At 68.9% G+C, this 25,776-nt stretch carries 18 protein-coding genes; 9 read left to right on the forward strand and 9 right to left on the reverse strand.

Annotated features, from left to right (window positions below; genetic code table 11):
- Window positions 1–58: 58 nt before the first annotated feature.
- Genes rapZ through uvrA form a run of 3 tightly spaced genes read right to left on the reverse strand, consistent with a single transcriptional unit; the run spans window position 59 to window position 5,765 of the window.
- The gene (rapZ, locus tag WFH00_RS04125; RefSeq protein WP_336659358.1) at window positions 59–937 is read right to left on the reverse strand and encodes an RNase adapter RapZ; all 879 of its coding nucleotides are present in this window, start codon (window positions 935–937) and stop codon (window positions 59–61) included.
- Window positions 934–2,862, reverse strand: a complete 1,929-nt coding sequence (gene uvrC, locus WFH00_RS04130; RefSeq protein WP_336659359.1) for an excinuclease ABC subunit UvrC — start codon at window positions 2,860–2,862, stop codon at window positions 934–936. The genes rapZ and uvrC overlap by 4 nt, the downstream gene beginning before the upstream one ends.
- On the reverse strand, window positions 2,859–5,765 hold the full coding sequence (gene uvrA / locus WFH00_RS04135; RefSeq protein ID WP_336659360.1) for an excinuclease ABC subunit UvrA: 2,907 nt from the start codon (window positions 5,763–5,765) through the stop codon (window positions 2,859–2,861). The genes uvrC and uvrA overlap by 4 nt, the downstream gene beginning before the upstream one ends.
- 133 nt (window positions 5,766–5,898) lie before the next feature.
- On the opposite strand from uvrA, the gene WFH00_RS04140 reads away from it, so the two are divergent.
- Window positions 5,899–6,537 carry a hypothetical protein gene (locus WFH00_RS04140; protein ID WP_336659361.1) on the forward strand — a complete coding sequence of 213 codons (639 nt, stop codon included), beginning with the start codon at window positions 5,899–5,901 and terminating at the stop codon, window positions 6,535–6,537.
- Window positions 6,534–7,226 carry a hypothetical protein gene (locus WFH00_RS04145; protein ID WP_336659362.1) on the forward strand — a complete coding sequence of 231 codons (693 nt, stop codon included), beginning with the start codon at window positions 6,534–6,536 and terminating at the stop codon, window positions 7,224–7,226. The genes WFH00_RS04140 and WFH00_RS04145 overlap by 4 nt, the downstream gene beginning before the upstream one ends.
- A gap of 146 nt (window positions 7,227–7,372) precedes the next feature.
- Here WFH00_RS04145 and uvrB read toward each other — a convergent pair whose 3' ends face one another.
- Window positions 7,373–9,466 (reverse strand): excinuclease ABC subunit UvrB, encoded by a 2,094-nt coding sequence (gene uvrB, locus WFH00_RS04150; protein WP_336659363.1) that lies wholly within the window; start codon window positions 9,464–9,466, stop codon window positions 7,373–7,375.
- Window positions 9,467–9,578: 112 nt separating this feature from the next.
- On the opposite strand from uvrB, the gene WFH00_RS04155 reads away from it, so the two are divergent.
- Entirely contained in the window at window positions 9,579–10,772 is a 1,194-nt protein-coding gene (locus tag WFH00_RS04155) for a serine hydrolase domain-containing protein (protein ID WP_336659364.1), read from the forward strand.
- 239 nt (window positions 10,773–11,011) lie between these two features.
- Here the strand turns inward: WFH00_RS04155 and WFH00_RS04160 are convergent, their stop codons facing one another.
- The 5 genes from WFH00_RS04160 to ileS all read right to left on the reverse strand — a co-directional run bounded on the left by WFH00_RS04160 (window position 11,012) and on the right by ileS (window position 18,105).
- On the reverse strand, window positions 11,012–12,223 hold the full coding sequence (locus WFH00_RS04160; RefSeq protein WP_336659366.1) for a winged helix-turn-helix domain-containing protein: 1,212 nt from the start codon (window positions 12,221–12,223) through the stop codon (window positions 11,012–11,014).
- Between the two features lie 37 nt (window positions 12,224–12,260).
- Complete coding sequence (ndk, locus tag WFH00_RS04165) at window positions 12,261–12,677, reverse strand: nucleoside-diphosphate kinase (protein WP_336659367.1); 417 nt, start codon at window positions 12,675–12,677, stop codon at window positions 12,261–12,263.
- 66 nt (window positions 12,678–12,743) lie between these two features.
- Window positions 12,744–13,226 (reverse strand): DUF4233 domain-containing protein, encoded by a 483-nt coding sequence (locus WFH00_RS04170; protein WP_336659368.1) that lies wholly within the window; start codon window positions 13,224–13,226, stop codon window positions 12,744–12,746.
- Window positions 13,223–14,584: a bifunctional folylpolyglutamate synthase/dihydrofolate synthase gene (locus WFH00_RS04175; protein ID WP_336659369.1), complete on the reverse strand. Its 1,362-nt coding sequence runs from the start codon at window positions 14,582–14,584 to the stop codon at window positions 13,223–13,225. The genes WFH00_RS04170 and WFH00_RS04175 overlap by 4 nt, the downstream gene beginning before the upstream one ends.
- Window positions 14,581–18,105, reverse strand: coding sequence for an isoleucine--tRNA ligase (gene ileS / locus WFH00_RS04180; protein ID WP_336659370.1), 3,525 nt, complete (start codon window positions 18,103–18,105; stop codon window positions 14,581–14,583). Before ileS ends, WFH00_RS04175 begins: the two co-directional genes overlap by 4 nt.
- A 707-nt stretch (window positions 18,106–18,812) precedes the next feature.
- Here ileS and WFH00_RS04185 point away from each other — a divergent pair.
- The 6 genes from WFH00_RS04185 to WFH00_RS04210 all read left to right on the forward strand — a co-directional run bounded on the left by WFH00_RS04185 (window position 18,813) and on the right by WFH00_RS04210 (window position 25,770).
- The gene (locus WFH00_RS04185; RefSeq protein ID WP_336659371.1) at window positions 18,813–20,147 is read left to right on the forward strand and encodes a quaternary amine ABC transporter ATP-binding protein; all 1,335 of its coding nucleotides are present in this window, start codon (window positions 18,813–18,815) and stop codon (window positions 20,145–20,147) included.
- A gap of 2 nt (window positions 20,148–20,149) precedes the next feature.
- The gene (locus WFH00_RS04190) at window positions 20,150–21,070 is read left to right on the forward strand and encodes an ABC transporter permease (protein ID WP_336659373.1); all 921 of its coding nucleotides are present in this window, start codon (window positions 20,150–20,152) and stop codon (window positions 21,068–21,070) included.
- A 114-nt stretch (window positions 21,071–21,184) separates the two neighbouring features.
- Window positions 21,185–22,099 (forward strand): glycine betaine ABC transporter substrate-binding protein, encoded by a 915-nt coding sequence (locus tag WFH00_RS04195; RefSeq protein WP_336659374.1) that lies wholly within the window; start codon window positions 21,185–21,187, stop codon window positions 22,097–22,099.
- A gap of 113 nt (window positions 22,100–22,212) precedes the next feature.
- Window positions 22,213–22,737, forward strand: coding sequence for a GyrI-like domain-containing protein (locus tag WFH00_RS04200; RefSeq protein ID WP_336659375.1), 525 nt, complete (start codon window positions 22,213–22,215; stop codon window positions 22,735–22,737).
- Window positions 22,738–22,862: 125 nt separating this feature from the next.
- On the forward strand, window positions 22,863–25,463 hold the full coding sequence (valS, locus tag WFH00_RS04205; RefSeq protein ID WP_336659376.1) for a valine--tRNA ligase: 2,601 nt from the start codon (window positions 22,863–22,865) through the stop codon (window positions 25,461–25,463).
- 1 nt (window position 25,464) lies between these two features.
- Entirely contained in the window at window positions 25,465–25,770 is a 306-nt protein-coding gene (locus WFH00_RS04210; protein WP_336659377.1) for a Fe-S oxidoreductase, read from the forward strand.
- Window positions 25,771–25,776 lie beyond the last annotated feature (6 nt).

The raw sequence follows: 25,776 nt of genomic DNA on the forward strand, positions 1-25,776 counted from the left end.
TCCTTTCAGGAACAGGTATGTGAGAAGTTTGTGAGGCGTCGCGCTGGCGACTATTCGACTATTCGCGACCGAGGTCGCGGTGGCGCAAGCTGACGCTCACGCCCGGCAGGCCGGCGAGGCGGTCTGCGAGCTCTCGGGCGGTGGCCACCGAACGGTGCTTGCCGCCGGTGCATCCTACCGCGAGTGATGCGTGGCGCTTGTTCTCGCGCTGGAACCCGGCGAGCACGGGAGCGAGTGCGGCCACGTAGTTGTCCAGGAACTCGGCGGCGCCTTCTCGGCTGAGCACGTATTCCTTGACCTCGCGGTCGACGCCCGTGAGGGGCCGCAGCTCGGGCTCCCAGAACGGGTTCGGGAGGAAGCGCATGTCGACCATGAGATCAACGTCGGTGGGGGCACCGTACTTGAAGCCGAAGCTCGAGACAGAGAGCTGCAGGCCGGGAGTGTCGTCGTCTGAGAACAGCTCGCGCGTCGCCGTCGAGAGATCGTGCACGTTGTACCGAGACGTATCGATGACGACGTCGCTCGAAGCGCGCAGCTCGCGGAGACGCTCCCGCTCAAGCTGGATCCCCTCCAGCAGGCTCCGCTCCTCCCCCTGCAGGGGGTGCGGGCGCCGCACCGATTCGTAGCGTCGCACGAGGATCTCGTCCGTGGCATCGAGGAACACGACGCGCACCGTCGCGTTGCCGCGCAGTTCGCTCACCGTTGCCTGGATGTCCTGGAACAGGTCGCGACCGCGCACGTCGACCACCGCGACGATCTTCGGCAGCGCTCCCCCGGAGCGATCCGCCATGTCGGCGAGCGTCTTCAGCATCGCGAGCGGGAGGTTGTCGACGACGTACCAGCCGAGGTCTTCCAGGGTGTTCGCCACCGTGCTGCGCCCGGCGCCCGACATTCCAGTGACGATGAGGATCTCCTGCTGGGACACCGCGTCGTTCATGCGCCGTTCTCCTCTCCCCGCCCTGCTTCAACTTCGTCGTCTAGCTTAGCGTCCGGCGCCTGGGGCGTTTGCAGGTGGCTGAGGATCTGCTCGGCCAGCTTCGGCCCGACCCCGGGCGCGGCGGAGAGTTCGGCCAGCGAGGCGGCGCGCAGGCGCGCCACGGAGCCGAAATACTTGAGGAGCGCCTGCACGCGCTTGGGGCCGAGACCCGGAATCTCGGAGAGCCGGCTCGCGATCGAGGTGCTGCGGCGCTGCCGCTGGAACGTGATCGCGAAGCGGTGCGCCTCGTCGCGCACGCGCTGCACGAGGAACAGCGCCTCGCTCGTCCGCGGCAGGATCACGGGGAACGGGTCGCCGGGGAGCCAGATCTCCTCGAGGCGCTTCGCGATGCCGCAGAGGGCGATGTCGTCGATGCCGGCCTCCGCGAGCGCACGCGCGGCGGCCTTCACCTGCGGTTCGCCGCCGTCGACGATGAGGAGTTGCGGGCGGTCCCGGTAAACGCCGCTCGGGGGCAGGTCGGCCTCCCGCGCCGCGTTGAGCTGCGCCGCGCGACGCGAGACGACCTGGTGGATCGAGTCGGTGTCGTCGGTGGTCTGCTCGATGCGGTACTTGCGATACGCGCCCTTCGCGGGCAGGCCGTCCTCGAAGACCACGAGGGAGGCGACCACGCCGGTGCCCTGCAGGTGCGAGACGTCGATGCACTCGATCCGGAGCGGTGGCTCGTCCATACCGAGCGAGCGCTGCAGCTCCGCCAGTGCGTCGGTGCGCGCGGTGAGGTCAGCGGCGCGCTTGAGCTTGTGGCGGATCAGGTGCTCGCCCGCGTTGAGCACCGCGCGGTCCATGAGCTGCACCTTGTCGCCGCGCTCGGGCACGCGGATGGTCACGCGGCCGCGGCGCGGTCGGAGCGTCGACAGCGCCTCTTCCAACTCCCCTGAGTTCGCTGGAAGCTGCGGCACGAGGATCTGCGGCGGTGGTTCGCGCTCGCCCTCGTACGCCGACTGCAGCACCTGCTCGAGGAGCGTCTCGGGTGAATCGTCGAGTTCGACGTCTACGATCCAGCTTCGCTCTCCTCGGATCCGCCCCCCGCGAATGATGAACTGGTGCGCTGCCGCCGCGAGCTCGTCCGACCGCAGCCCGAACACGTCGAGGTTGACGTCGAGGCCGAGCACGACGGCGTTCTTCTCCATCACGTGCTCGACGGCCTGCGCCTGGTCGCGCAGGCGCGCTGCCTCCTCGTACCGCTGCTCCTGGGCGGCTTCCTTCATCCGGCGCTGCAGTCGCTTCAGGTGGCTCGTGTCGCCGCCGTTCAGGAACGCGACGAGTTCGTTCACCCGCTCGCGGTGCTCCGCGATGGTGACCCTGTGGGAGCACGGCCCGTTGCACCGACCGATCTGGCCCGCGAGGCACGGCCGGCCCGTGGACATCGCCCGCCGGTAGTCGGCGTCGTTGCAGGTGCGGATCGGGAACGCCTGCTGCAGGAGGCTCGTCGTCTCGCGCAGCGCCCAGACCTTCGGATACGGGCCGAAGTACTTCGCCCCGCGAATCCGCTCGTTGCGGGTGATCACGAGTCGTGGCGACTCCTCGCGGAGGGTGACCGCGAGGTACGGGTACGACTTGTCGTCCTTGAACTGGACGTTGAAGGGCGGCTTGTACTCGGTGATCCAGGTGTGCTCGAGCACGAGCGACTCGGTGTCGGTCGCGACGACGGTCCAGTCGAGCTTCGCGGCGAGCATGAGCATCGTGCGGGTGCGCGGCATGAGCGAGTGCTCGGGCTGGAAGTAGTTCGCGAGGCGCGCCCGCAGGTTCTTCGCCTTGCCGATGTAGAGCACGCGACCGTGGCGGTCGCTGAAGCGGTAGACGCCCGGCGACGTGGGGATCTCCCCCGTCGCCGGGCGGAAGGACACTCGGTGGTCTGTGGCGTTCAAGCCGAGGCTTTCGCCCGACCGTGCAGCACCTCGCTCAGGAACTGGCCCGTGTGGCTCTCCGACGCCTCGGCGAGCTGCTCGGGCGTGCCCTCGGCGATGATCGTGCCGCCGCCTGAGCCGCCCTCGGGGCCGAGATCGATGACCCAGTCGGCGCTGCGAATAACGTCGAGGTTGTGCTCGATCGTGATGACCGTGTTGCCCTTGTCGACCAGACCGTTGAGCACGAGCAGGAGTTTGCGCACGTCCTCGAAGTGCAGGCCGGTGGTCGGCTCGTCGAGCACGTAGATGCTGCGTCCGTTCGAGCGCTTCTGCAGCTCGGTCGCGAGCTTCACGCGCTGCGCCTCGCCGCCCGAGAGCGTGGTCGCGCTCTGCCCGAGACGCACGTAGCCGAGGCCCACGTCCACGAGCGTCTTCATGTAGCGGTGGATCGACGAGATCGGCTCGAAGAACTCCTCCGCCTCCGCGATCGGCATCTCGAGTACCTCGGAGATGTTCTTGCCCTTGTAACGCACCTGCAGGGTCTCGCGGTTGTACCGCGAGCCGCCGCAGACCTCGCACGCGACGTACACGTCGGGGAGGAAGTTCATCTCGATCTTTAGCGTGCCGTCGCCGGAGCACGCCTCGCAGCGCCCGCCCTTGACGTTGAAGCTGAAGCGGCCCGGCAGATAGCCGCGGGTCTTCGCCTCCGGCGTCTCGGCGAACAGGTTGCGGATCTTGTCAAACACGCCGGTGTAGGTCGCCGGGTTCGAGCGCGGGGTGCGGCCGATCGGTGCCTGGTCCACGTGCACGACCTTATCGAGGTGCTCGAGACCCGTAATGCGGGTGTGCTTGCCCGGCACGAGTCGCGCGCCGTTCAACTGGTTCGCGAGCACGCGGTACAGGATGTCGTTCACGAGCGTCGACTTGCCCGAGCCCGAAACGCCGGTGACCGCGGTCATGACGCCGAGCGGGAACGTCGCGTCGACGTTCTTCAGGTTGTTCGAGCGCGCGCCGATCACCTGCAGCTGGCGCTTACGGTCGCGCTTGCGGCGGCGCTTCGGCGTCTCGATACCGCGGCGACCCGCGAGGTAGTCCCCCGTGATCGACTCGGTGTTGCGGAGCAGCTCGTCGTACTCGCCCGAGTGCACCACGGAGCCGCCCTCGACGCCGGCGCCCGGGCCGATGTCGACAATCCAGTCAGCCGCCTCGATGGTCTCCTCGTCGTGCTCGACGACGATGAGCGTGTTTCCGAGATCCCGGAGCTTGATCAGTGTCTCGATGAGCCTGCGGTTGTCGCGCTGGTGCAGGCCGATGCTCGGCTCGTCGAGCACGTACAGCACACCCGTGAGGCCCGATCCGATCTGCGTCGCGAGGCGGATCCGCTGCGCCTCGCCGCCCGACAGCGTTCCCGCGGCGCGCGCCAGGGTGAGGTACCCGAGGCCGACCTCGATGAGGAAGTCGAAGCGGAGGCGGATCTCGCGCAGCACCTGCGCCGCGATCTTCGCCTCGCGCTCGGTCAGCACGACGTCGTCGAAGAAGCGCTTCGCATCGGTGAGGCTGAACTCCCCCACGCCCGCGATCGACTGGCCGTCGACGGTCACCGCGAGCACCTCTGGCTTGAGCCGCTGCCCGTGACAGGCGTGGCACGGCACCTCGCGCAGGAACTCCGACCAGCGGTCGCGCTTCGCGTCGGACTCCGCCTCGGCGTACTGACGCTCGATGAATGGGATCACGCCCTCGAAGCCCGAAGAGTACTTCACCTCGCGGCCGAAGCGGTTGCGCCACCGCACATTCACCTTGAAGTTGTTGCCGTAGAGCACGGCCTGCTGCACGTCCTCCTCGAGCTCGGACCAGGGGGTCTTAAGCGAGAAGTTCAGGTCGTCGGAGAGACCGACGAGCAGCTTTTCGTAGTACTGGTACAGGCTCTTACCCTGGCTCGTCCAGGGAACGATGACGCCCTCGGCGATCGAGAGTTCGGGATCGCCGAGCACCAGGTCTTCGTCCACGCTCATGCTCGTGCCGAGGCCCGAGCAGACGGGGCAGGCGCCGAAGGGAGCGTTGAACGAGAACGTGCGCGGTTCGATCTCGGTGAGCTGCACCGGATGCTGGTTCGGGCACGAGAGCTGCTCGGAGAACTGCTGTACGCGATCAGCGGCACCGACCTCGCGATCCACATAGTCGATCGCGACGATGCCGTTCGCGAGCCGCAGTGCTGTCTCGAGGGAGTCGGTGAGGCGCCCGAGAATCTCCGGACCAGCGACGAGGCGGTCGATGACCACCGAGATGTCGTGCTTTACCTGCTTCTTGAGCTTCGGCGGGTCGGAGAGCTGCACCATCTCGCCGTCGACGACCGCGCGCGAGTAGCCGCCCGCGGCAAGCTCCTGGAAGAGGTCGACGAACTCGCCCTTCTTCTTGCTCACGACCGGCGCAAGCACCTGGTAGCGCGTGCGCTCCTCGAGCTCCATCAACTGATCGGCGATCTGCTGCACGGTCTGCGACGAGATCCGCTCGCCGCAGATGGCGCAGTGCGGGATGCCGACGCGCGCCCAGAGGAGACGCATGTAGTCGTAGATCTCGGTGATCGTGCCGACGGTCGAGCGCGGGTTGCGGTTCGTCGACTTCTGGTCGATCGACACCGCGGGGCTCAGCCCCTCGATGAAGTCGACGTCGGGGCGGTCGACCTGCCCCAGGAACTGGCGGGCGTAGGCGCTCAGCGATTCCACGTATCGGCGCTGGCCCTCCGCGAAGATCGTGTCGAACGCGAGGCTCGACTTGCCGCTGCCTGAGAGGCCGGTGAAGACGACCATCGAGTCGCGTGGAATCGCGAGGTCGACGTTCCGCAGATTGTGCACGCGCGCGCCCTGCACGCTGATGTGAGCGTGTGCGGCGGACGATCTGATGGGGGTGGCAGGCGTCGAAGTCACCCGACCATCTTACGTCGGTTCTTGCTGAGAATTCGAACGTATGTACGAGCTTTCGCCCGGTTTCGCCGCCAGCGCACTTCCGGAAGGTGGGGCTTTCGTTTATTATTGACGTAAGCCGATGAAAGGACTTCCGATGTCGATCGCGCACCTCCCCGCCCGCCCCACGAACGGGCGCGAGCACGACAGCCAGCGCTCCGCGAACGCACGGCTCTCGGCACTCATCACGCAGCTCGATAGCGACCGGCTCGACGTCGCCGAGGAGTTGCTCGCCGACATCATTGCCCACCAGGAGTCTGACGTGCGCGGTCTCACCGCCACCGAGACGGAGGTGCTGGCGCGTCTCGGCGTCACCGAGCAGGAGCTGCGTCAGCCGACGTCGCTCCCCGCCACGCGTCGGAGCCGGCTCTGGGAGCACGAGCTCGCGGAGCAGAGCTACACCGTCAGCGAGACCGCCGAGATGATCGGGGTCACGCCCGCGCGGGTGCGCCAGCGCTGTGCGGCGCGCACGCTGATTGCGCAGCGACGCAGCGACGGGTGGTTCCTTCCGGCGTTCCAGTTCCCGGATCGTCGCGAGTTGCCCGGCTGGTCGCACGTCGCCCAGGCGATCCCGGCCGGCGTCCCGCTCGTCGTGATCGAGCGCACCCTCACCTCGCCGGCGATGCGGTTGCGCGTCGACGACGAGGACCTCGCGCCGCTCGAGTGGCTGGCGCAGGGAGGCGATCCCGCTCTCGCGGCGGCGGCCGTCGACGACGCGCTGAACCGGCTCCCGTGAGCGAGGAGCTTCCGCCGCCTGACCCGGCGCGCCTTCCGGCGCTCGGCGACGACCCGCGATGGGTGCGAGAGGTGCCGGCGCGGGCGATGATCGTGCGAATCTTTCGCGCCGGGGGCGCGCACCCCACCGCCTGGCACGAGTTCCGCAGCTTCGGGCCGCTCGACGGTCGCTTCGACCCGCACCCGCTTCCCGTCGGCGAGCACGAGGATGCCGCGGTGATGTACGGCGTGCTCGAGCGCGGTCCTCACACACAATCGGCGGCTGATCGGCCGAGCGCCGTCGGCGGCGCCTTTGCTGCCGCGCTCCTCGAGGTGTTCCAAGCGCAGCGCATGATCCGCCTCCGCGACGGGCTCCCCACGCTCGCCGCGTTCGAGACGACGCGCCCGCTTCGCCTCCTCGACCTGTCGGACAGCGACTGGGTGACGGTCGCCGGGGGGAATGCCGCGATATCTTCCGGGGACCGCGAGCACTCGCGGGCCTGGGCGCGAGCGATCGCGGCGAGCTACCCGGAACTCGACGGCGTCGTGTCAGCGTCGTCGCTCGTGCCGAGCGCGCGCGTGGTCGCGCTCTGGGCGGGCGCGGCCGACGCGCTTCCCCGGCACCCGACGATGCTACTGCCGCTCGGGATCGACGCGCTCCTCGGCGTGATCGATCGGATTGCGGACCGCTACAGCTACCTCGTGCTCTGAGCGAGTCTCGCGAGCGCCGCCTCTCGAGCGCCCCGTGAGTCAGCGTGCCGCGCTCAGGTGCCGCGCCAGCTCAGGTGCCGCTACAGCTCAGACGGACTGCGCCGGCTCAAACGCGCCGCGCTAGCTCTGACTCACCGCGCGCCTCCTTACAGGTGCCCGGCCTGATCCATGCTCCGCAACTCGCGCTTGATCTCTGCGAGTTCGTCGCGGAGGCGCGCCGCGAGCTCGAACTTGAGCTCCTCCGCCGCGGCCAGCATCTGGTCCGTGAGATCCGCGATGAGCTCCTCGAGCTTCGCCGCGCCCTCGCCCGCAATGGCTCCGGCTCGCGCCGCCGCCTTGCCCTTGCCGCGCTGCGGAGACCCGCCCTTGCCGCGCTGGGCGTGCGCGCTCGAACGCGACAGCACCTCTTCGGAATCCGCGGCTTCCCGCTGCAGCATCTCGGTGATGTCACCGATCTTCTTGCGCAGCGGCTGCGGATCGATGCCGTGTTCCTTGTTGTACGCGATCTGGATCTCACGGCGGCGGTTCGTCTCCTCGATCGCCTGCCGCATCGAGCGCGTCTCGGTGTCGGCGTACATGTGCACCTGGCCCGACACGTTTCGGGCGGCGCGGCCGATCGTCTGGATGAGCGAGGTGCTGGAGCGTAGGAAGCCCTCCTTATCCGCGTCGAGGATCGCGACGAGCGAGACTTCGGGGAGGTCGAGTCCCTCCCGGAGGAGGTTGATGCCGATGAGCACGTCGTAGACGCCGGCGCGCAGCTCGGAGAGGAGCTCGACGCGGCGGAGCGTGTCGACGTCGGAGTGGAGGTAGCGCACGCGAACGCCCGCCTCCTCCATGAACGTGGTCAGCTGCTCCGCCATCTTCTTCGTGAGCGTCGTCACGAGCACGCGCTCGTCGCGCTCGGTGCGCACCCGCACCTCCTCGAGCAGGTCGTCGATCTGGCCCTTGCTCGGCTTCACGACGATCTCGGGATCGATGAGCCCGGTGGGGCGAATGATTTGCTCCACCACACCGTCGGCTCGCTCGAGCTCGTAGGAGCCCGGCGTCGCCGAGAGGTAGACCGTCTGGCCGACACGCTGCTTGAACTCGTCGAACTTCAGCGGTCGGTTGTCGAGCGCACTCGGCAGGCGGAAGCCGTGCTCGACGAGCGTGCGCTTGCGCGACGCGTCACCCTCGTACATCGCGCCGATCTGCGGCACCGTCACGTGCGACTCGTCGATCACCACGAGGAAGTCGTCGGGGAAATAGTCGAGGAGGCAGTGCGGCGCCTCGCCCGGGTGCCGACCGTCCATGTGCATCGAGTAGTTCTCGATGCCCGAGCAGAAGCCGATCTGCTCCATCATCTCGAGGTCGAAGGTCGTGCGCATGCGCAGCCGCTGCTCCTCGACGAGCTTGTTCTGCTGCTTCAGTTCGCGGGTGCGGCTGTCGAGCTCGTGCGAGATCTGGTGCATCGCGCGCTGCATCACGTCGCGGCTGGCGACGTAGTGCGAGCCCGGGAACACCGAGATGGTCTCCACCTGCTTGATCACGTCGCCCGTCACCGGGTGCAGGTAGTACAGCGCCTCGATCTCGTCGCCGAAGAACTCGATGCGCACCGCGAGCTCCTCGTACATCGGGATGATCTCGACGGTGTCGCCGCGCACGCGGAAGTTGCCGCGCACGAACTCGATGTCGTTGCGCTGGTACTGCATGTCGACGAAGCGGCGCAGCAGCACGTCTCGGTCGAGCCGGTCGCCGACCGCGAGCGGCACCATCGCCTCGTAGTACTCCTCGGGCTTGCCGAGGCCGTAGATGCAGGAGACCGTCGAGACCACGACGGTGTCGCGCCGGCTCAGCAGTGCGTTCGTGGTCGAGTGGCGCAAACGCTCGACCTCCGCGTTCACCGACGAGTCCTTCTCGATGAAGGTGTCTGTCTGCGGCACGTACGCCTCAGGCTGGTAGTAGTCGTAGTAGCTGACGAAGTATTCGACCGAGTTGTTGGGCAGCAGCTGCCGGAACTCGCTCGCCAGCTGGGCCGCGAGCGTCTTGTTGTGCGCCAGCACGAGCGTCGGCCGTTGCACCGCCTCGATGAGCCACGCGGTCGTCGCCGACTTACCGGTACCCGTGGCGCCGAGCAGCACGACGTCGGTTTCACCCGCGTTGATGCGCTTCGCGAGCTCCTCGATCGCCTTCGGCTGATCGCCGCTCGGCTCGTAATCGCTGACCACCTCGAATGGGCGAACGCTGCGCGTGGGTTCCATGTCTTCGAGCGTACTCGGGACCACCGACATTCATGCCCGGGTTCGCGGGAGGCGGAGCGCCTGGCATAATTCTGGCCCCGGGTACTGGTGCGCGGGGCTCCCGTGTGGTTCGATGAGCCGCATGAACGCGATCCGCTCGTGCCGTAAGCGCCCGACGCACGCAGCACCTCGCGCTCTGCTCTGCGTGCTGACGGCAGTGGGGCTGCTCGCCGGCTGCGCCGCGGGAGACCCGAGCGAAAGCGGCACCGCAGGCGGAAGCAAGACCGAAGGCGCCGGCGGTGCACCGAGTCGGAGCGCGATCGTCGATGCCGTGTCCCCCGCCCTCGACGAGGCGGGAGTTCCGGGCGCCGCGATCCTCATCGATGCCGGCGATGGCGACGGCGACAGCGACGGCGAAACCCTCGCGCTCATCGGCGAGGCGAGCCCGGGCCGGGCGGTCGACTCCGACACGCGCTTCGCCTACCGCAGCATCACGAAGTCGGTCGTCGGCACCGTGATCCTGCAGCTCGCTGAGGAAGGAGCCGTTGACCTCGACGAGCCCGTCAGCTCTTATATCGACGGCGTGCCCGGGGGCGAGCGGATCACGGTGCGCGAGCTCGCGACGATGCGCTCGGGGCTGCCGAACTATTCGGCGTCACCGGGCCTCGGCGAGCTCCTCACGAGTGATCCCGGCCGCGAGCCCGCGGTCGATGAGCTGCTCGAACTCGCGTTCGCCGAGCCCGCCGACTTCGCCCCGGGCGAGGAGTACGAGTACTCGAACACGAACACGCTGCTGCTCGGCGAGGTGATCGAGGCGGTGACGGGCGCTTCATGGGAGCAGGAGGTCGCGGATCGAATCCTGCGCCCCCTCGACATGGACTCCGCGGCCTACGGCTTCACCAGCGCGGAGCAGGATGCCACCGGATTTCAGCTCTCAGACGGCGAGGCCGAGGAACTCCCCACGGTCGCGCCCGGCTGGTTCGGCGCCGCGGGCGGACTCACGGGCGATGTGCGGGATCTCGCCACCTGGGGGCGCGCGCTGGGCTCCGGTGAGCTCCTCGAAGAGACGACGCAGCAGGAGCGGCTCGAGCAGTTCGGTTCGATCGACGACGACCCGCAGAGCCCCGAGTACGACCGGTACGGCTTCGCAATGGGCGAGATCGAGGGGTGGATCGGCCACACCGGCAACGGACTCGGGTTCCAAGCCCTAGTCATGTACGAGCCCGAAAGCGCAGACGTCGTGGCGATCCTCGTGAACGGCACGGGCGAGGACCCCGACCTCCCCGCGGCGCTCTTCACCGAACTGCTGCCGCTGCTCGCCGAGTAGCGCGCCGCGCGCGGTCTCTTCAGCGCACACCGCATGCGAGTGGAGGGTTCTGCGGCGAGGCGACGCGGAGTCCGCGCCCGTCAGACAGTGCAAAGCCGGTGAAACGGGTCGTTTCGGGGGAAATCGTCCGTCTGAGGAGTTATCCACTGTCTAAAGGGCGCGGGCGGATCGCGCTGCGCGGGCGGATCACGCTGCGCGGGCCACACGGTGGGCCATGCCGCGCGGGCCACGCGGGCCGCTCAGCCCCGCGGCGCCGCGTCGAAGCGCTCCGGGAGCGGTAGATTCCCCGCGCCCGACACGCGCACCTCGTCGAGCCCCTGCCACGCGGCGGCCCGAGCGAGCAGCGCGACGGCGGCCGCACCGGTGCGTGCGGGCGCGCGATCCTCCTGCCAGGCGGCCTGCACGAGCAGGGCGCCGCGATCCGCCGCCCGCCGAGGCCGCTCGGCCTTGAGATCGATGCGGCCCGCGAGCCGGCCACCGACCATGAGCGGGAGGCAGTAGTACCCGTACCGCCGCTGCTCGCGCGGGGTGTAGATCTCGATGCGGTAGTGGAAGTCGAAGAGGCGCTCGGCGCGCGGCCGGAACCAGACGACCGGGTCGAACGGCGTGAGCAGAGCGTCGGGGGCGAGCCGGGCGGGCACGCGGGCGTCGCGGTGCAGCCAGGCCGGTTCGGGGCGCTCGGCGCTCCCCCAGCCGCTCACTCGCACCGGGATCAGCACGCCCTCCTCCTCGAGCGCGCTCACGGCCACCCGCGCGTCGGCCGACTTCAAGCGGTGGTAGTCGGCGAGGTCCGCGAGCGTGGCGACGCCGAGTGATCGGGCCGCGCGCTCCACGAGCTGCCGCTGCGCATCGGCGCGCTCGAACCGCTCCAGCGCGGGAGCCGGGAGCACGTGCTCCGCGAGCGCGTAACGGCGCTGGAACCCGACACGCTCCGCGGCCACCACCTCGCCCCACGCGAAGAGCATCTCGACTGCGCGCTTCGTGTCGCTCCAGTCCCACCACGGGCCGCGGGCACCGCGCGGGCCGAGCTCGAGCTCACGCACGAACTGCGGCCCGCCGGTTGCGAGGGCGCTGCGCACGTGATCGAGCGTCGGCGAGAGCGCCTCGACGCGGCCGTCGCGCCGGTAGCGCTCGCCGTACTCGTCCATGCGCCAGGCGAAGAGCGGGCGATCGCAGACGGGAATGAACGCCGCCTCGTGCGCCCAGTACTCGGTGAACTCACCGCTCTGCCAGAGGTGCCGATCGAGCGCCTCCGCGTCATATGCACCGTGCCGCGAGAACACCGGAAGGTAGTGGCTGCGGGCGAACACGTTCACCGAGTCGATTTGGAGAACATGCAGCGCGTCGAGCGCGGCGTCGAACGGACGCCGGCGCCTGAGCTTCGGCGCGTTCGTGAAGCCCTGAGCGGCGAGGGCGACGCGGCCCGCCTCGGCCAGGCTCAGGGACTCCACGGTGCGCGAAGCGATGGGCTAGCGGATCAGCTCGGCGTCAGGCGAACCAGAGGCCGAGCTCGCGCTCCGCCGAGAGCGTCGAATCGCTGCCGTGCACCAGGTTCTGCTGCACCTTGAGACCCCAGTCGCGGCCCAGGTCGCCGCGGATCGTTCCGGGCGCCGCGGTCGTCGGATCCGTCGCACCCGCGAGCGAGCGGAAGCCCTCAATGACGCGCTCGCCCTGCGCGCGCACGGCGACGACGGGGCCCGAGCTCATGAACTCGATGAGCGGCTCGTAGAAGGGCTTGCCCTCGTGCTCGGCGTAGTGCGCTGCGAGCAGCTCGCGATCTGCCCGCACCATGCGCAGGTCGGCGATGGTGTAGCCCTTCGCCTCGATGCGACGCAGGATCTCCCCTGTGAGGCCGCGGGCCACGCCGTCGGGCTTCACCAGGATGAGGGTTTCTTCAGCGGACATGCACGCTCCTTCAATACCAAAGTCGACGGGGTGCGTTTCACCCCTGCTTGAGTCTAGCGAGTGGGGTCAGTCGCCCTGGGCGGCCATCCACGCTGCCCGATCGCGGTCGATCCGCGCGCCGCGCACCATGCAGTACACCCAGAGCGCCGTGAACAGCACGCTGACGATGAGAGACATCGGGAGCACGATGGCGATGAGCAGCATGAGCGCGTGCACGATCCACCCGATGATGATGCCCGCGCGGCCGCGGCGCATCGCAGCGAGCCCGACGAGGATCACGACCGCGAGCCCGCCGCCCAGGTACAGACCGAGCTCACGCGGCTCGAGCGTGCTGAGCCCGAACAGGGTGAGACCGATGAGCACGACGATGAACAGCTCGAAGCCGAGCACGATCGAGGCGAGGGCCTTCTGCGTGGAGGCGGCGGCGCCGCGCCCGCTGGCGATGCGCATCGCGGAATTGTGGGCCGCGGTTTCAGACGGCGACAGGACCAGTTCGGGATCGCCGGGCTGCCCCTCGGGGGAGCCCGGTGCGGGCGTCGACGCGCTCATGCGGCGCTCCAACCCTCGGCGCGCGCGAACGCGATGGCCTCGCCCGCGAGGAGCACCGAGCCCACGACGAGCACGGCGCGCCCTTCGGCGCGCGCGGCCCACGCGCGCGCCTCGTCGAGCGCTTCGGGCAGCGACTCCGCGACTTCCACGGGTGTCGCCGGAATCTCCTCCTCCGCGAGCGCGCGAAGGTCAGAGCTCGGCGTGCTGCGCGGTGAATCGACCGGGGTCACCGTGACGCGGTGCGCGATCGGCGCGAGCGCCGCCAGGAGCCCCGCGGCGTCCTTGTCGGCGAGGACGCCGACGACAACCGCAAGCTCGGCGAACGAGAAGGACTCCGTCACCGCGTCGACGAGTGCCGCCGCCCCGTGCGGGTTGTGGGCCGCATCCACGTAGACGATCGGATCGGTGCCGATGAGCTGCAGGCGGCCGGGTGAGGTGAGGGATCCGAACCCGGAGTCGAGCACCTCGCCGGGGAGTGGTCGATCCGCCCCGAAAAAGGCCTCGACCGCCGCGACCGCGAGCACCGCGTTCTCCGACTGGTGCCGACCGAAGAGGGGCACGAAGATGGGATCGTACGACTGCCGCGACAGGCCGATCATTTCGATCTGACGGCCGCCGACCGCGAGACGATCCTCGAGCAGCGCGAAGTCCCGGCCCTGCACCCGGACCTCGGCTCCGTGCCGCGCCGCAGCGTCCGCGATCTCCGCGAGGGCGTCCGCGTCCTGCTCCGCCGTGACGACGGTCGCGCCGTCCTTGATGATGCCGGCCTTCGTGCGCGCGATCGTCGCGATGTCGTGGCCGAGAATCGCGGTGTGATCGAGCCCTATCGGGGTGAAGACGGCGACCTGGGCGTCGACGATGTTCGTCGCGTCCCACTCGCCGCCCATGCCGACCTCGATGACGGCGACCTCCACCGGGGCGTCCGCGAAGACCGCGAACGCGAGCACGGCGAGCGCCTCGAAGAAGGTGATCCGCCCGTGGCCCGCGGCCTCCAGCTCGGCGTCCACCACCTCGAGCGGAAGCTTCAGCTCGTCCCAGGCCGAGCCGAGCACGGCGCTGTCGACCGGTTCACCGTCGAGCTGGAAGCGCTCGGTGAAATCGACGAGGTGCGGGCTCGTGAAGAGGCCCGTGCGGAGCCCGTGCGCCTGCAGCAGCGAGGCGATCGCGCGGCTCGTCGAGGTCTTGCCGTTCGTGCCCGCGACCTGGATCACGGGGTACGAGAGCTGCGGAGACCCCGCGAGCTCGGCGAGGCGACGGACGGGGTCGATGCGCGGCCGAGGGTTCGCCTCGCCGACGCGCTCGAGCAGCTCGGCGTAGACCCGCTCGGCCGCGGCGTCCTCGAACGGCCCGCCGCTCATTTGGCGCCTCCCGCACGCGAGCCGGCGTCCTGCGCGCGAGCGCCCTGCAGCTCCGCATCGCGGCGCCCCAGCGTCGAGGCCGACTCGGTCGCGTCGATCGTGATGACGATGGGCGTCTTCTCCACGCCGATCGCCCGCGCCGCCGTGACGTGCACCCCGTTGCCGGGCGAGTACAGGTCGTCGACGATCGCGTCGATCCCGATCGCCTCCTGCACCGCGAAGCCCTCGGCGAGGGTTTCGGCGGCGATGAGTGACGCATGCGCCTCGAGCGCCGCGGCGTGCGCGGGCTCGGCATTGATCGCGAGCACGATCCGGTCGCTCACGTCGAGCCCGGCGTTCTTGCGGGCCTCCTGCACGGCGCGGATCGCGTCGCGAGCGACGCCCTCGGCCTCGAGCTCCGGAGTCGTGACGGTGTCGAGCAGCGCGAATCCGCCGCCGGGCAGCAGCGCGAGCGCCGGCCCTCCGTCGGCGTCGTCGGAAGCCCCCGCTCGCAACGTGAGCTCGTACTCGTGCGGCTCGAGCGAGATGCCGCCCGCGATCACCACACCGTTCTCCTCGGCCCAGTCGCCCGACTTCGCGGCCTTGATCGCAAGCTGCACCTGCTTGCCGAGTCGCGGGCCGGCAGCGCGCGCGTTAACGGCGAGCGTCTGCACGACCCCGTGCTCCTCGGCGCTCGTGGGGGTCTGCTGCACGAAGCGTACCGACTTCACGTTGAGCTCCTCGCGGAGGATGTCCACGAACGGCTCGAGCGCGGCCGGGTGCTCGGCGACGACCGTCAGCTCAGCGAGCGGGAGGCGCACGCGGAGACCGCGGCTCTTGCGCAGCGCGAGCGCCTGCGAGGTGATCTGGCGGATCTCGTCCATCGCATCGACGAGCACGTCGTCGGACGGGAACTCGGACGCGTCGGGCCAGTCCTCGAGGTGCACCGAGCGCCCTTCGCTCAGGCCGCCGGTGTAGCCGAGCCCGCGCCACAGCTCCTCAGTGACGAGCGGCGCGAGCGGTGCGGCGACGCGCGCCACGGTCTCGAGCACGGTGTAAAGGGTGTCGAAGGCCTGACGGTTCTCGGGCTTGCCCCGGCCGTCCTCACCGCCAGCGACGCCCTCCCAGAAGCGGTCGCGCGAGCGCCGCACGTACCAGTTCGTGAGCACCTCGGCGTAGCCGCGCAGCGCATCGGCCGCGGAGGTCGTGTCGAGCGCCTCGAGATGCGCCTCGACCTCGCGCACGAGACGCCCGGTCTTCGCGAGAATGTAGCGATCGAGCGGATCGCTCGAGTCGGTGCGGCGCACCGCCTCGAGCCCGTCGGCGTTCGCGTAGAGGGAGAAGAAGTACCACGTGCTCCAGAGCGGCAGGATGAACTGCCGCACACCCTCGCGGATGCCCTCCTCGGTGACGATGAGGTTGCCGCCGCGCACGACGGGCGACGCCATGAGGAACCAGCGCATTGCGTCGGAGCCGTCGCGATCGAACACCTCGTTCACATCGGGGTAGTTGCGCAGCGACTTCGACATCTTGTTGCCGTCGGAGCCGAGCACGATGCCGTGGCTGATGACGTTCTTGAATGCCGGGCGGTCGAAGAGCGCGGTTGCGAGCACGTGCTGCACGTAGAACCACCCGCGCGTCTGCCCGATGTACTCGACGATGAAATCGGCGGGCTGGTGCGTGTCGAACCACTCCTGGTTCTCGAACGGGTAGTGCGCCTGCGCGAACGGCATCGAGCCCGAATCGAACCACACGTCGAGCACGTCCTCGATGCGGCGCATGGTCGAGCGGCCGGTCGGATCATCGGGGTTCGGCCGCGTCAGCTGGTCGATGTAGGGGCGGTGCAGGTCGATTTCGCCGTCGGCGTTACGCGGCAGCTCGCCGAAGTCGGCCTCGAGCTCCGCGACCGAGCCGTACACGTCGACGCGCGGGTACTCGGGGTCGTCGCTCTTCCACACCGGGATCGGGCTGCCCCAGTAGCGGTTGCGGCTGATCGACCAGTCGCGCGCTCCCTCGAGCCACTTGCCGAACTGCCCGTGCTTCACGTTCTCGGGCACCCAGGTGATCTGCTCGTTGGTCTCGAGCATGCGCTCCTTGATGTCCGTGACGCGCACGAACCAGCTGGAGACCGCCTTGTAGATAAGCGGGTTTCGGCAGCGCCAGCAGTGCGGGTACGAGTGCTCGTAGCTCTGCTCACGGAGCAGGCGGCCGCGCTCGCGGACGAGGCGGATCAGGGGTCGGTTCGCGTCCATCCAGAGCTGCCCGGCGACGTCAGTGACGGCCGAGATGAAGCGGCCGCCCTCGTCGACGCTCACGATCGTGGGCATGCCCGCGGCGGAAGTGATGCGGTAGTCGTCCTCGCCGTAGGCGGGCGACTGATGCACGAGGCCCGTACCGTCGGTCGTCGAAACGTAGTCGTCGACGAGCACCTGCCAGCACGCCTCTGTTCCCCAGGTCTCGGCGTCGGTGAAATAATCGAACAGCGGCTCATAGCGCACGCCGAGCAGTTCGGTGCCGAGCACCGTGCGGGCGACCGCGGCGATGGCCTCGTCGGCCGACGCGTAACCGAGGTCCTTCGCGTGCGCGCCGACGAGATCCTGCGCGAGGAGGTACCGCGCGGCACCCTCGGCTCCCCCGTCGCCCGCGCCCGCGGGTCCGGCGGGGACGATCGCGTAGGTGATCTCGGGGCCGACCGCGAGCGCAGCGTTCGTCGGCAGCGTCCAAGGCGTCGTCGTCCAAGCGAGCGCGCGCACGCCGGCGAGGTCCAGCTCGTCGGCGCGGTCGCCCGTGAAGGGGAAGGCGACCGTGACCGAGGGATCCTGCCGCATCTGATAGACATCGTCGTCCATGCGCAGCTCGTGGTTCGAGAGCGGGGTCTCGTCGCGCCAGCAGTACGGCAGGATCCGCGATCCCTCGTACGCGAGCCCCTGATCGTAGAGTTTCTTGAACGCCCAGATCACGCTCTCCATGTAAGAGAGGTCGAGCGTCTTGTAGCCGTGCTCGAAGTCGACCCAGCGCGCCTGGCGGGTGACGTAGTCCTCCCACTCGCGCGTGTATTGCAGCACCGAGGCGCGAGCCTTGCCGTTGAACGCCGCGACGCCCATCTCCTCGATCTGGGACTTCTCGGTGATGCCGAGCTGCTTCATGGCCTCGAGCTCGGCGGGCAGGCCGTGCGTGTCCCAGCCGAAGCGGCGCTCCACCTTCTTGCCGCGCATCGTCTGGAACCGCGGGAACACGTCTTTGGCGTAGCCCGTGAGGAGGTGCCCGTAGTGCGGCAGACCGTTCGCGAAGGGCGGTCCGTCGTTGAAGACCCACTCATCTGCGCTTTCGCGCTGGCGGATCGACTCGCGGAACGTGTCGTCCTCAGCCCAGAATGCGAGCACGCGCTGCTCGATCTCGGGAAACTTCGGCGAAGGCGAAACGCCGAACGCGGCGCCGCTCGCGGGGGACGCGCCGGCGGACTGCTCGCTCGCGGCGGCGTCAGCCGCGGAGGCGGCGGCGTTCGTGGACTGGGTGCCCGTGGACTGCTGGGGGTACGGCATGGGTTCCTTCTCGGAGTCGGACAGGTGTGCTGGCTGTTGCGCTGCGTTCTCTCTGCCGGGACGAGACACGGATCGCGATCCGTCACCCCGCGGTACCACCCCGCTTGCCGCCGGTTCTCCCGAGTGCTCGGGAACCCGTCGGCCGCTTCATTTGGCTATGACGGGCCGTACCCGTTCGGTTCTACTGAGCGAGCTGCTCCCGGCGAGCGGGGGAAGCGACGCGGTTCTTCCGAAGACTCCCCGGTGATGGCCGGTTCACAGTCGTTCTGACCAGCTTACCGCAGGGTGCTGGCGGGTTGCGGGGCTGGTCCAGGGGCAGGCGCGAAGCGCTCAACGGTGGTCGATCCGCCACTCCCGTAACGAACGGGTAACGATGGTGATTATGCAAAAGCCCAGATCAGCCGCTGTAAAACGACGTATCCCGGGCGTGTCGCGCTGCGCCGAGCCTTGCAGTGACACGCCGAACGTTGTTAGCGTCGCACACAGCGTTGAGGCAGGCCGCGTGCCATTCCTTCTGCTCTGACTCGGGTGAGTTCTGCCGAAATTCGGTGCCCGGGGCGGCGGAGGTCGAGTGCGGCCAACGTTTCCGCAATATGCAACTGGCTCGATCGAGGGGCCGCCGACCGAGACACGCCCAAAAACTGGCCCGCTCTCGGATCGATCCGGCGTGCCCCGATGCTGTCGTGCCAACAATCGAGGAGTTGAATGTGACAGGTACTACTGATGGGCCCGCAATCGAGGTGTCTCACGCCTTCAAGGTCTTCGGGCGACGCCCGAAGGAGGTCGTGAAGCGGCTTCGCAAGGGCGAGACGCGCGACGCCGTGCGTGCGCAGGGCACCGCCGCGGTGATCGACGCGAGCTTCACCGTCAAGCCGGGCGAGATCTTCGTCGTCATGGGGCTGTCGGGCTCCGGCAAGTCGACGCTGATCCGCATGCTCAACGGGCTGAACGAGACGACGGCCGGCTCCATCTCGGTGTTCGGTACCGAGGTCGTCGGCCTGAGCGGGCCCGATCTTCGCGCGCTGCGCCGCGACCGCATGTCGATGGTCTTCCAGCACTTCGCACTGCTCCCCCACCGCTCGGTGCTCGACAACATCGCCTACGGACTCGAGCTCCAGGGCGTCGGCCAGGACGAGCGCCGCGCTCGAGCCCGCCACTGGCTCGAGCGCGTTGGTCTTTCGGGGTGGGAAAATCACCTCCCCGGTGAACTCTCCGGCGGCATGCAGCAGCGCGTCGGCATCGCGCGCGCCTTCGCCGCAGACACCGATGTGCTGCTCATGGACGAGGCGTTCTCCGCGCTCGATCCGCTGATCCGCCGAGAGATGCAGGAGCAGCTCGTCGAGCTGCAGCAGGAGCTGAACAAGACCATCGTCTTCATCACGCACGACCTCAACGAGGCCATGTTCCTCGGGGATCGCATCGCCGTGATGCGCGACGGCCGCATTGTGCAGGTCGGCACTCCCAACGATATCCTGACCGACCCCGCGAACGATTACGTCGCGCAGTTCGTGCAGGACGTCGACCGCGCCCGCGTGCTCACTGCGGGCGACGTCATGGAACCGCCGCGCTCGGTCGTACCCGCGAGCGCCGGCCCGCGCACAGCGCTGCGCACGATGCGCGATCTGCAGACGTCCGCCTGCTTCGTGACCAGCGGATCGCGGAAGCTCCTCGGCGTCGTGCGCGATCGCGACGTGCTGCGCCAGGTCCGCGAGGGCGGCACCGACGTCACCGAGCGGCTGCGCCCGACGCCGTCGATCGTGCGCCCCGACCAGCTCATCTCCGAGCTGTTCGAGCTCGCGGTCGAGAGCCCACTGCCGGTGGCGGTCGTCGACGAGCAGGATCGCCTCATCGGCGTCGTGCCGCGCGTCACCCTGCTGGCGGCGCTGACCGACCTGCCGACGGTCACCACGGAGATCCCGGTGATCGAGCCGACGCCGACCGTGCCGGCGGCAATGATCACCGAGACCCTCGGCGAACACCACGGTGGCGGCGGCGATGCGGTCGGAAACGTCTCTGAGAATGGAACGGAGGTGCGCCCGTGATCATGCGCCCCGCATCTATCGGCGACTGGTTCGCAGACGGCTTCCCGATTCCGGTCGGCGACTGGGCAGACGCGGCACTCGACTGGTTCAAAGACGTGTTCGAGTGGCTGCTCGACTTCGTCGCGCTCGTCATTGGCTTCCTCGTCGACGGTCTGGGCGACGGGCTCCTCGCGGTCCCGTTCGGCGTGCTCATCGTCGTGTTCGCGCTCGTCGGCTGGCTCGTGCGCTCGTGGCAGCTGGCCCTCGGAACGGTCATCACGCTGCTGCTCGTCTACAGCATGGGTCAGTGGGAGAATGCGATGCTCACGCTCGCGCTCGTGCTCGTCGCCGCCGTCATCGCGATCCTCATCGCCATTCCGCTCGGCATTCTCGCCGCTCGAAACGACGCGTTCAGCGCCGCGATCAAGCCCGTGCTCGACTTCATGCAGACGATGCCCTCCTTCGTCTACCTGATTCCCGCGGTGCTGTTCTTCGGCATCGGCTTCGTGCCCGGCGTCTTCGCGACGGTGCTGTTCTCGCTCGCCCCGGGCGTCCGCTTCACCGAGCTCGGGATCCGCGGCGTCGACTCCGAGACCGTCGAGGCGGGGCAGGCGTTCGGCGCGACACCCGGCCGGATCCTCCGCGGAATCCAGCTGCCCCTCGCGACCCCGACCATCATGGCCGGCATCAACCAGGTCATCATGCTCGCGCTATCGATGGCGGTCGTCGCGGGCATGGCCGGCGCCGACGGCCTCGGCAAGGAGGTCGTGCAGGCGATCAACACGCTGAACATCTCGCAGGGCGTCGAAGCGGGCCTCTCAGTCGTGATCGTCGCGGTCTTCCTCGATCGCGTCACCGCGGCGCTCGGCAACCCGGCCGAGTACAAGAGCTCGCTGATCGGCACGCTGAAGAAGCGGCGGGGCGCAGCGCGCGCTGCCGCGTGATCCGCTGCTCTCGACGGACTTAACGGACGCCGCGGCTGACGCTCCCAGCGTCCGCACCCCACAACCCATCCAGAATCCCCCGTGCTCCCCCGCGCGGGAACGAAAGGAAACAGTATGAAGAAGCGACACCTCTCCGGAATCATCGCGCTCGGAGCTGCTGCCAGCCTCGCACTCACCGGCTGCTCGGGCGACAGCGGCAGCGACTCAGGCTCGGACGGCGAGGCCGGCGGCACCATCACCCTCGGCTACGTCACCGGCTGGACCGACGGCGAGGCGCTCACCTACCTCACCAAGGATCAGCTCGAGAAGCTCGGCTACGAGGTCGAGGTCGAGGAGTTCTCGGACGCCGGCGTGCTCTACGCGGGCCTCTCGGAGGGCGACTTCGACGTCTTCCCGTCGGCGTGGCCGCAGGTCACCCACAAGAAGTACATGGAGCAGGTCGGCGAGGATCTCGAGGATCTGACCGCCTACTACGATGGCGCCGTGCTCACGATCTCGGTGCCCGAGTACATGGACGACGTGAACTCGATCGAGGACCTCAAGGGCCAGGCGGATCGCTTCGACGGCAAGATCATCGGCATCGAGCCCGGTGCGGGTCTCACCGGCGTGACGCAGGACAGCATGATGCCCGAGTACGGGCTCGACGGTGAGTACAGCCTCGCCACCTCGTCGACCGCGGCCATGCTCGCGACGCTCGATGACGCGATCGAGAACGAAGAGGACATCGTCGTCACGCTGTGGACGCCGTTCTGGGGCCACTCGGAGTACAACGTGAAGGACCTCGAGGACCCGAAGGGCGCGATGGGTAAGCCCGAGACGCTCAACGAGCTCGCGAAGGACGGCTTCACCGACGAGTTCCCGGAGGCCGCTGACCTGATTTCGAAGATCAAGCTGTCGGACGAGTCGTTCGGTGCGCTCGAGGCGCTCGTGACCGAGGATCCGGACCGCAACGAGGCCGACGTCGAGGCCGCGGTCGACGCGTTCGTCAAGGAGAACCCGGACGCGTTCGACGGAATGCTCAGAGAGTAAGCACGCGTCACGCACGAGGCCGCTCTTCCTGTTAGGAAGGCGGCCTCTGTCGTGCGGGAGGCCGCGCGCGTACCCTGGGCATAGCCCCACTTCAGAGCGCCGAGGAGGTCCCCGTGACCGAACGCCCAACCGAGCCCGCCACCGCATCGACCGCCCCCGCGGAACCCGAGATTGTGGAACGCCCCGAGATCCACCTCGCCGTCGTCCGCGAGATCGTGCCTATGGACCGCATCCCCGAGCTCTACGACCGGGGCTACTCGGCCATCTTCGCGGAGCTCCAGCGACTCGGCATCAGCCCGGCTGCCCCTCCCATGGGCGTGGTGCACGGCGCTCCCGGTCCCGCGGGGATCGACCTCTCGGCGGCCGTGCCGATCCCTCGCCCCCTCGCCGTGACCGATGGGGTCAGCGATGCCTCCGTTACGAGCGAGACCCTCCCTGCCGCGCGCACCGCGACCCTGTTGGTCAGGGGCGACTACGCAGGCATTGCCGCAGGGTACGAACGGCTTTACGCGTGGATCGTCGAGCGCGGCGAGACCCCGGGCGAACTCGCGTGGGAGCAGTACCTGACGGAGCCTGTGCCGGGAGGCGACCCCGCGGGCAACGAAACGCTGCTGGGCGTGCCCCTCGCGCCCCGCTGACGCCCGGTAAACTGGGCGCACACCATCAGGCACCAGTGCGCCGCTCACCAGCGCACGATCACGCGGTGCCGTCCACATCGAGACCCGGTTCCGCGCGCTGCGGGCCGAGAAGCGGAGCCCCACGCATGAGCGCGATCCCCGACAAGCCGGCACTCGAAGGTCTCGAAGCCAAGTGGGGCCCGCTCTGGGAAGAGCAGGGCACCTACGCTTTCGACCGCGCGGGTGCGGATCGCGGGGACGTCTACAGCATCGACACCCCTCCGCCGACCGCCTCGGGCTCGCTGCACGTCGGTCACGTCTTCTCGTACACGCACACCGACACGGTCGCCCGCTTCCAGCGCATGCGCGGCAAGCGCGTGTTCTACCCGATGGGCTGGGACGACAACGGGCTCCCGACCGAGCGTCGCGTGCAGAACTACTACGGCGTGCGCTGCGACCCCTCGCTCCCCTACGAGGAGGGCTTCGTTCCCCCGCACGAGGGCGGTGACGGCAAGAGCATCAAGGCGGCGGATCAGCAGCCCATCTCCCGCCGCAACTTCATCGAGCTGTGCGAGCGTCTCACCGAGGAGGACGAGCGCCAGTTCGAGGACCTGTGGCGCACGCTCGGCCTCTCGGTCGACTGGAAGCAGAGCTACCGCACGATCGGCGCGGAGTCGCTGCGCGCATCTCAGCTCGCCTTCATGCGCAACGTCGAGCGCGGCGAGGCGTACCAGGCGCAGGCGCCGACGCTGTGGGACGTGACGTTCCGCACGGCGGTGGCGCAGGCGGAGCTCGAGGATCGCGATCAACCGAGCGCGTACCACACGCTCGCGTTCCACAAGTCGGACGGCTCGGGCGACATCCTCATCGACACCACGCGCCCCGAACTGCTCGCAGCGTGCGTCGCCCTCGTTGCGCACCCCGACGATGAGCGCTACCAGCCGCTCTTCGGCACGACCGTGCGCACCCCGCTCTTCGACGTGGAGGTGCCGATCGTCGCCCACCACCTCGCGCAGCAGGACAAGGGCACCGGCATCGCGATGATCTGCACCTTCGGCGACGTCACCGACGTCGTGTGGTGGCGCGAGCTCAACCTGCCGAATCGCGCGATCCTCGGCTTCGATGGGCGCGTGATCTCGGAGGCGCCCGAGGCGATCACGAGCGAGGCGGGCCGCGAGGCCTTCGCCGCGATCGCGGGCAAGACCGTCTTCAGCGCGAAGGCGGCAGTCGTCGAGGCGCTGCAGGCCTCGGGCGAACTCGTCGGCGAGATCCGCAAGATCACCCACCCCGTGAAGTTCTTCGAGAAGGGCGACAAGCCCCTCGAGATCGTCTCTACCCGCCAGTGGTACATCGTGAACGGCGCGCGCGACGAGGAGCTGCGAGGGCGTCTGCTCGCGCACGGCAAGGAGCTCGCCTTCCATCCCGACTTCATGCGCGTGCGCTACGAGAACTGGGTCGAGGGGCTGTCGGGCGACTGGCTCATCTCGCGCCAGCGCTTCTTCGGCGTGCCGATCCCCGTCTGGTATCCGCTCGATGCGGACGGCAACCCCGTGTTCGATCAGCCGATCCTGCCCTCTGAGGATCAGCTCCCCGTCGACCCCTCGAGCGACGTGCCGGCCGGATACACCGCCGAGCAGCGCGGCGTGCCGGGCGGCTTCCAGGGCGAGGTCGACGTCATGGACACCTGGGCGACCTCGTCGCTGACGCCGCAGCTCGCGGGCGGCTGGGAGCGCGACCCCGAACTCTTCGATCTCGTGTACCCCTACGATCTCCGCCCGCAGGGCCAGGACATCATCCGCACCTGGCTCTTCTCGACGCTGCTGCGCTCGGAGCTCGAGAGCGGGCAGCTGCCGTGGAAGAACGCGGGCATCTCGGGCTGGATCCTCGACCCGGATCGCAAGAAGATGTCGAAGTCGAAGGGCAATGTGGTGACGCCCGCCGGCATGCTCGCGCAGCACGGCTCCGACGCGGTGCGCTACTGGGCGGCTTCGGCGAAGCTCGGCACGGACGCCGCGTTCGACCCGCAGAACCCGACCCAGATCAAGATCGGCCGCCGACTCGCCATCAAGCTGCTCAACGCCGCGAAGTTTACGCTCTCGTTCGACGCCTCGGGCGCCGGTGAAGTGACGGAGCCGCTCGACCGCTCGATGCTCGCTGGCCTGGCGACCGTGATCGAGGACGCGACGCGCGCCTTCGAGCGCTACGACCACGCTCGCGCGCTCGAGCTGACCGAGTCGTACTTCTGGACCTTCTGCGACGACTACCTCGAGCTCGTCAAGGAGCGCGCACACGGCTCGGTGGCTGACGGAGCCGGGCAGGCCTCCGCCGTTACCGCGCTGCGCGCCGCGCTCTCGGTGTTCGTGCGCCTGCTCGCGCCCTTCCTCCCCTTTGCGACAGAGGAGGTGTGGTCGTGGTTCGGCGAGGGCTCGGTGCATCGCGCCGCGTGGCCTGAGGCGGCGGAGGCTTCGCTGCTCGCCGGTGACGGCGCGGACGCGGGGCTGCTCGATCTCGTCGGAGAGGCGCTCGTGGGTATCCGCGGCGCGAAGACCGCAGCGAAGGCCTCGCAGAAGACTCCGGTCTCGCTCGCGGTGATCGAGGCGTCCGAGGCGGATCGAGCGCGTCTCGAATCGGCGGGCGCGGATCTCGCGGCTGTCGGACGGATCGTGTCGCTGAACTTTGCCGAGCTGAGCGAGGAGGGCGCGCGCGTGCGCGTCGCCGAGATCGAGCTCGCTCCCGCGGAGTCTTGAGATGCAGTTGGGGGCGCGCTGGCGCGTGGGCGATCCGCCGCACCGGAGCGTGCCCGTGCTGCTGCACGGTGCAATCGCGGAGCAGGAGCTTGCCCACCCCAAGAGCGACTCCTGGACGCTGACATGGCTCGAGGGGCGTCCGCGCTGCGAGCTCGACGACGTTGCATACGTGGGCGTTGATGCTCTCGGGCACGTGCTGAGCGGCTCGGTTGGCGCGAAGCCCGGGGCGCCGGGCTCTGGCGGCCCCGCGGATCAGCCGGGCGACGCGGGTGCTGATGACGCGGACGACGACGATTGGCTGAGTTGAGGAGAC

This window comes from Leucobacter sp. USHLN153, assembly GCF_037145615.1.
Lineage (GTDB): Bacteria > Actinomycetota > Actinomycetes > Actinomycetales > Microbacteriaceae > Leucobacter.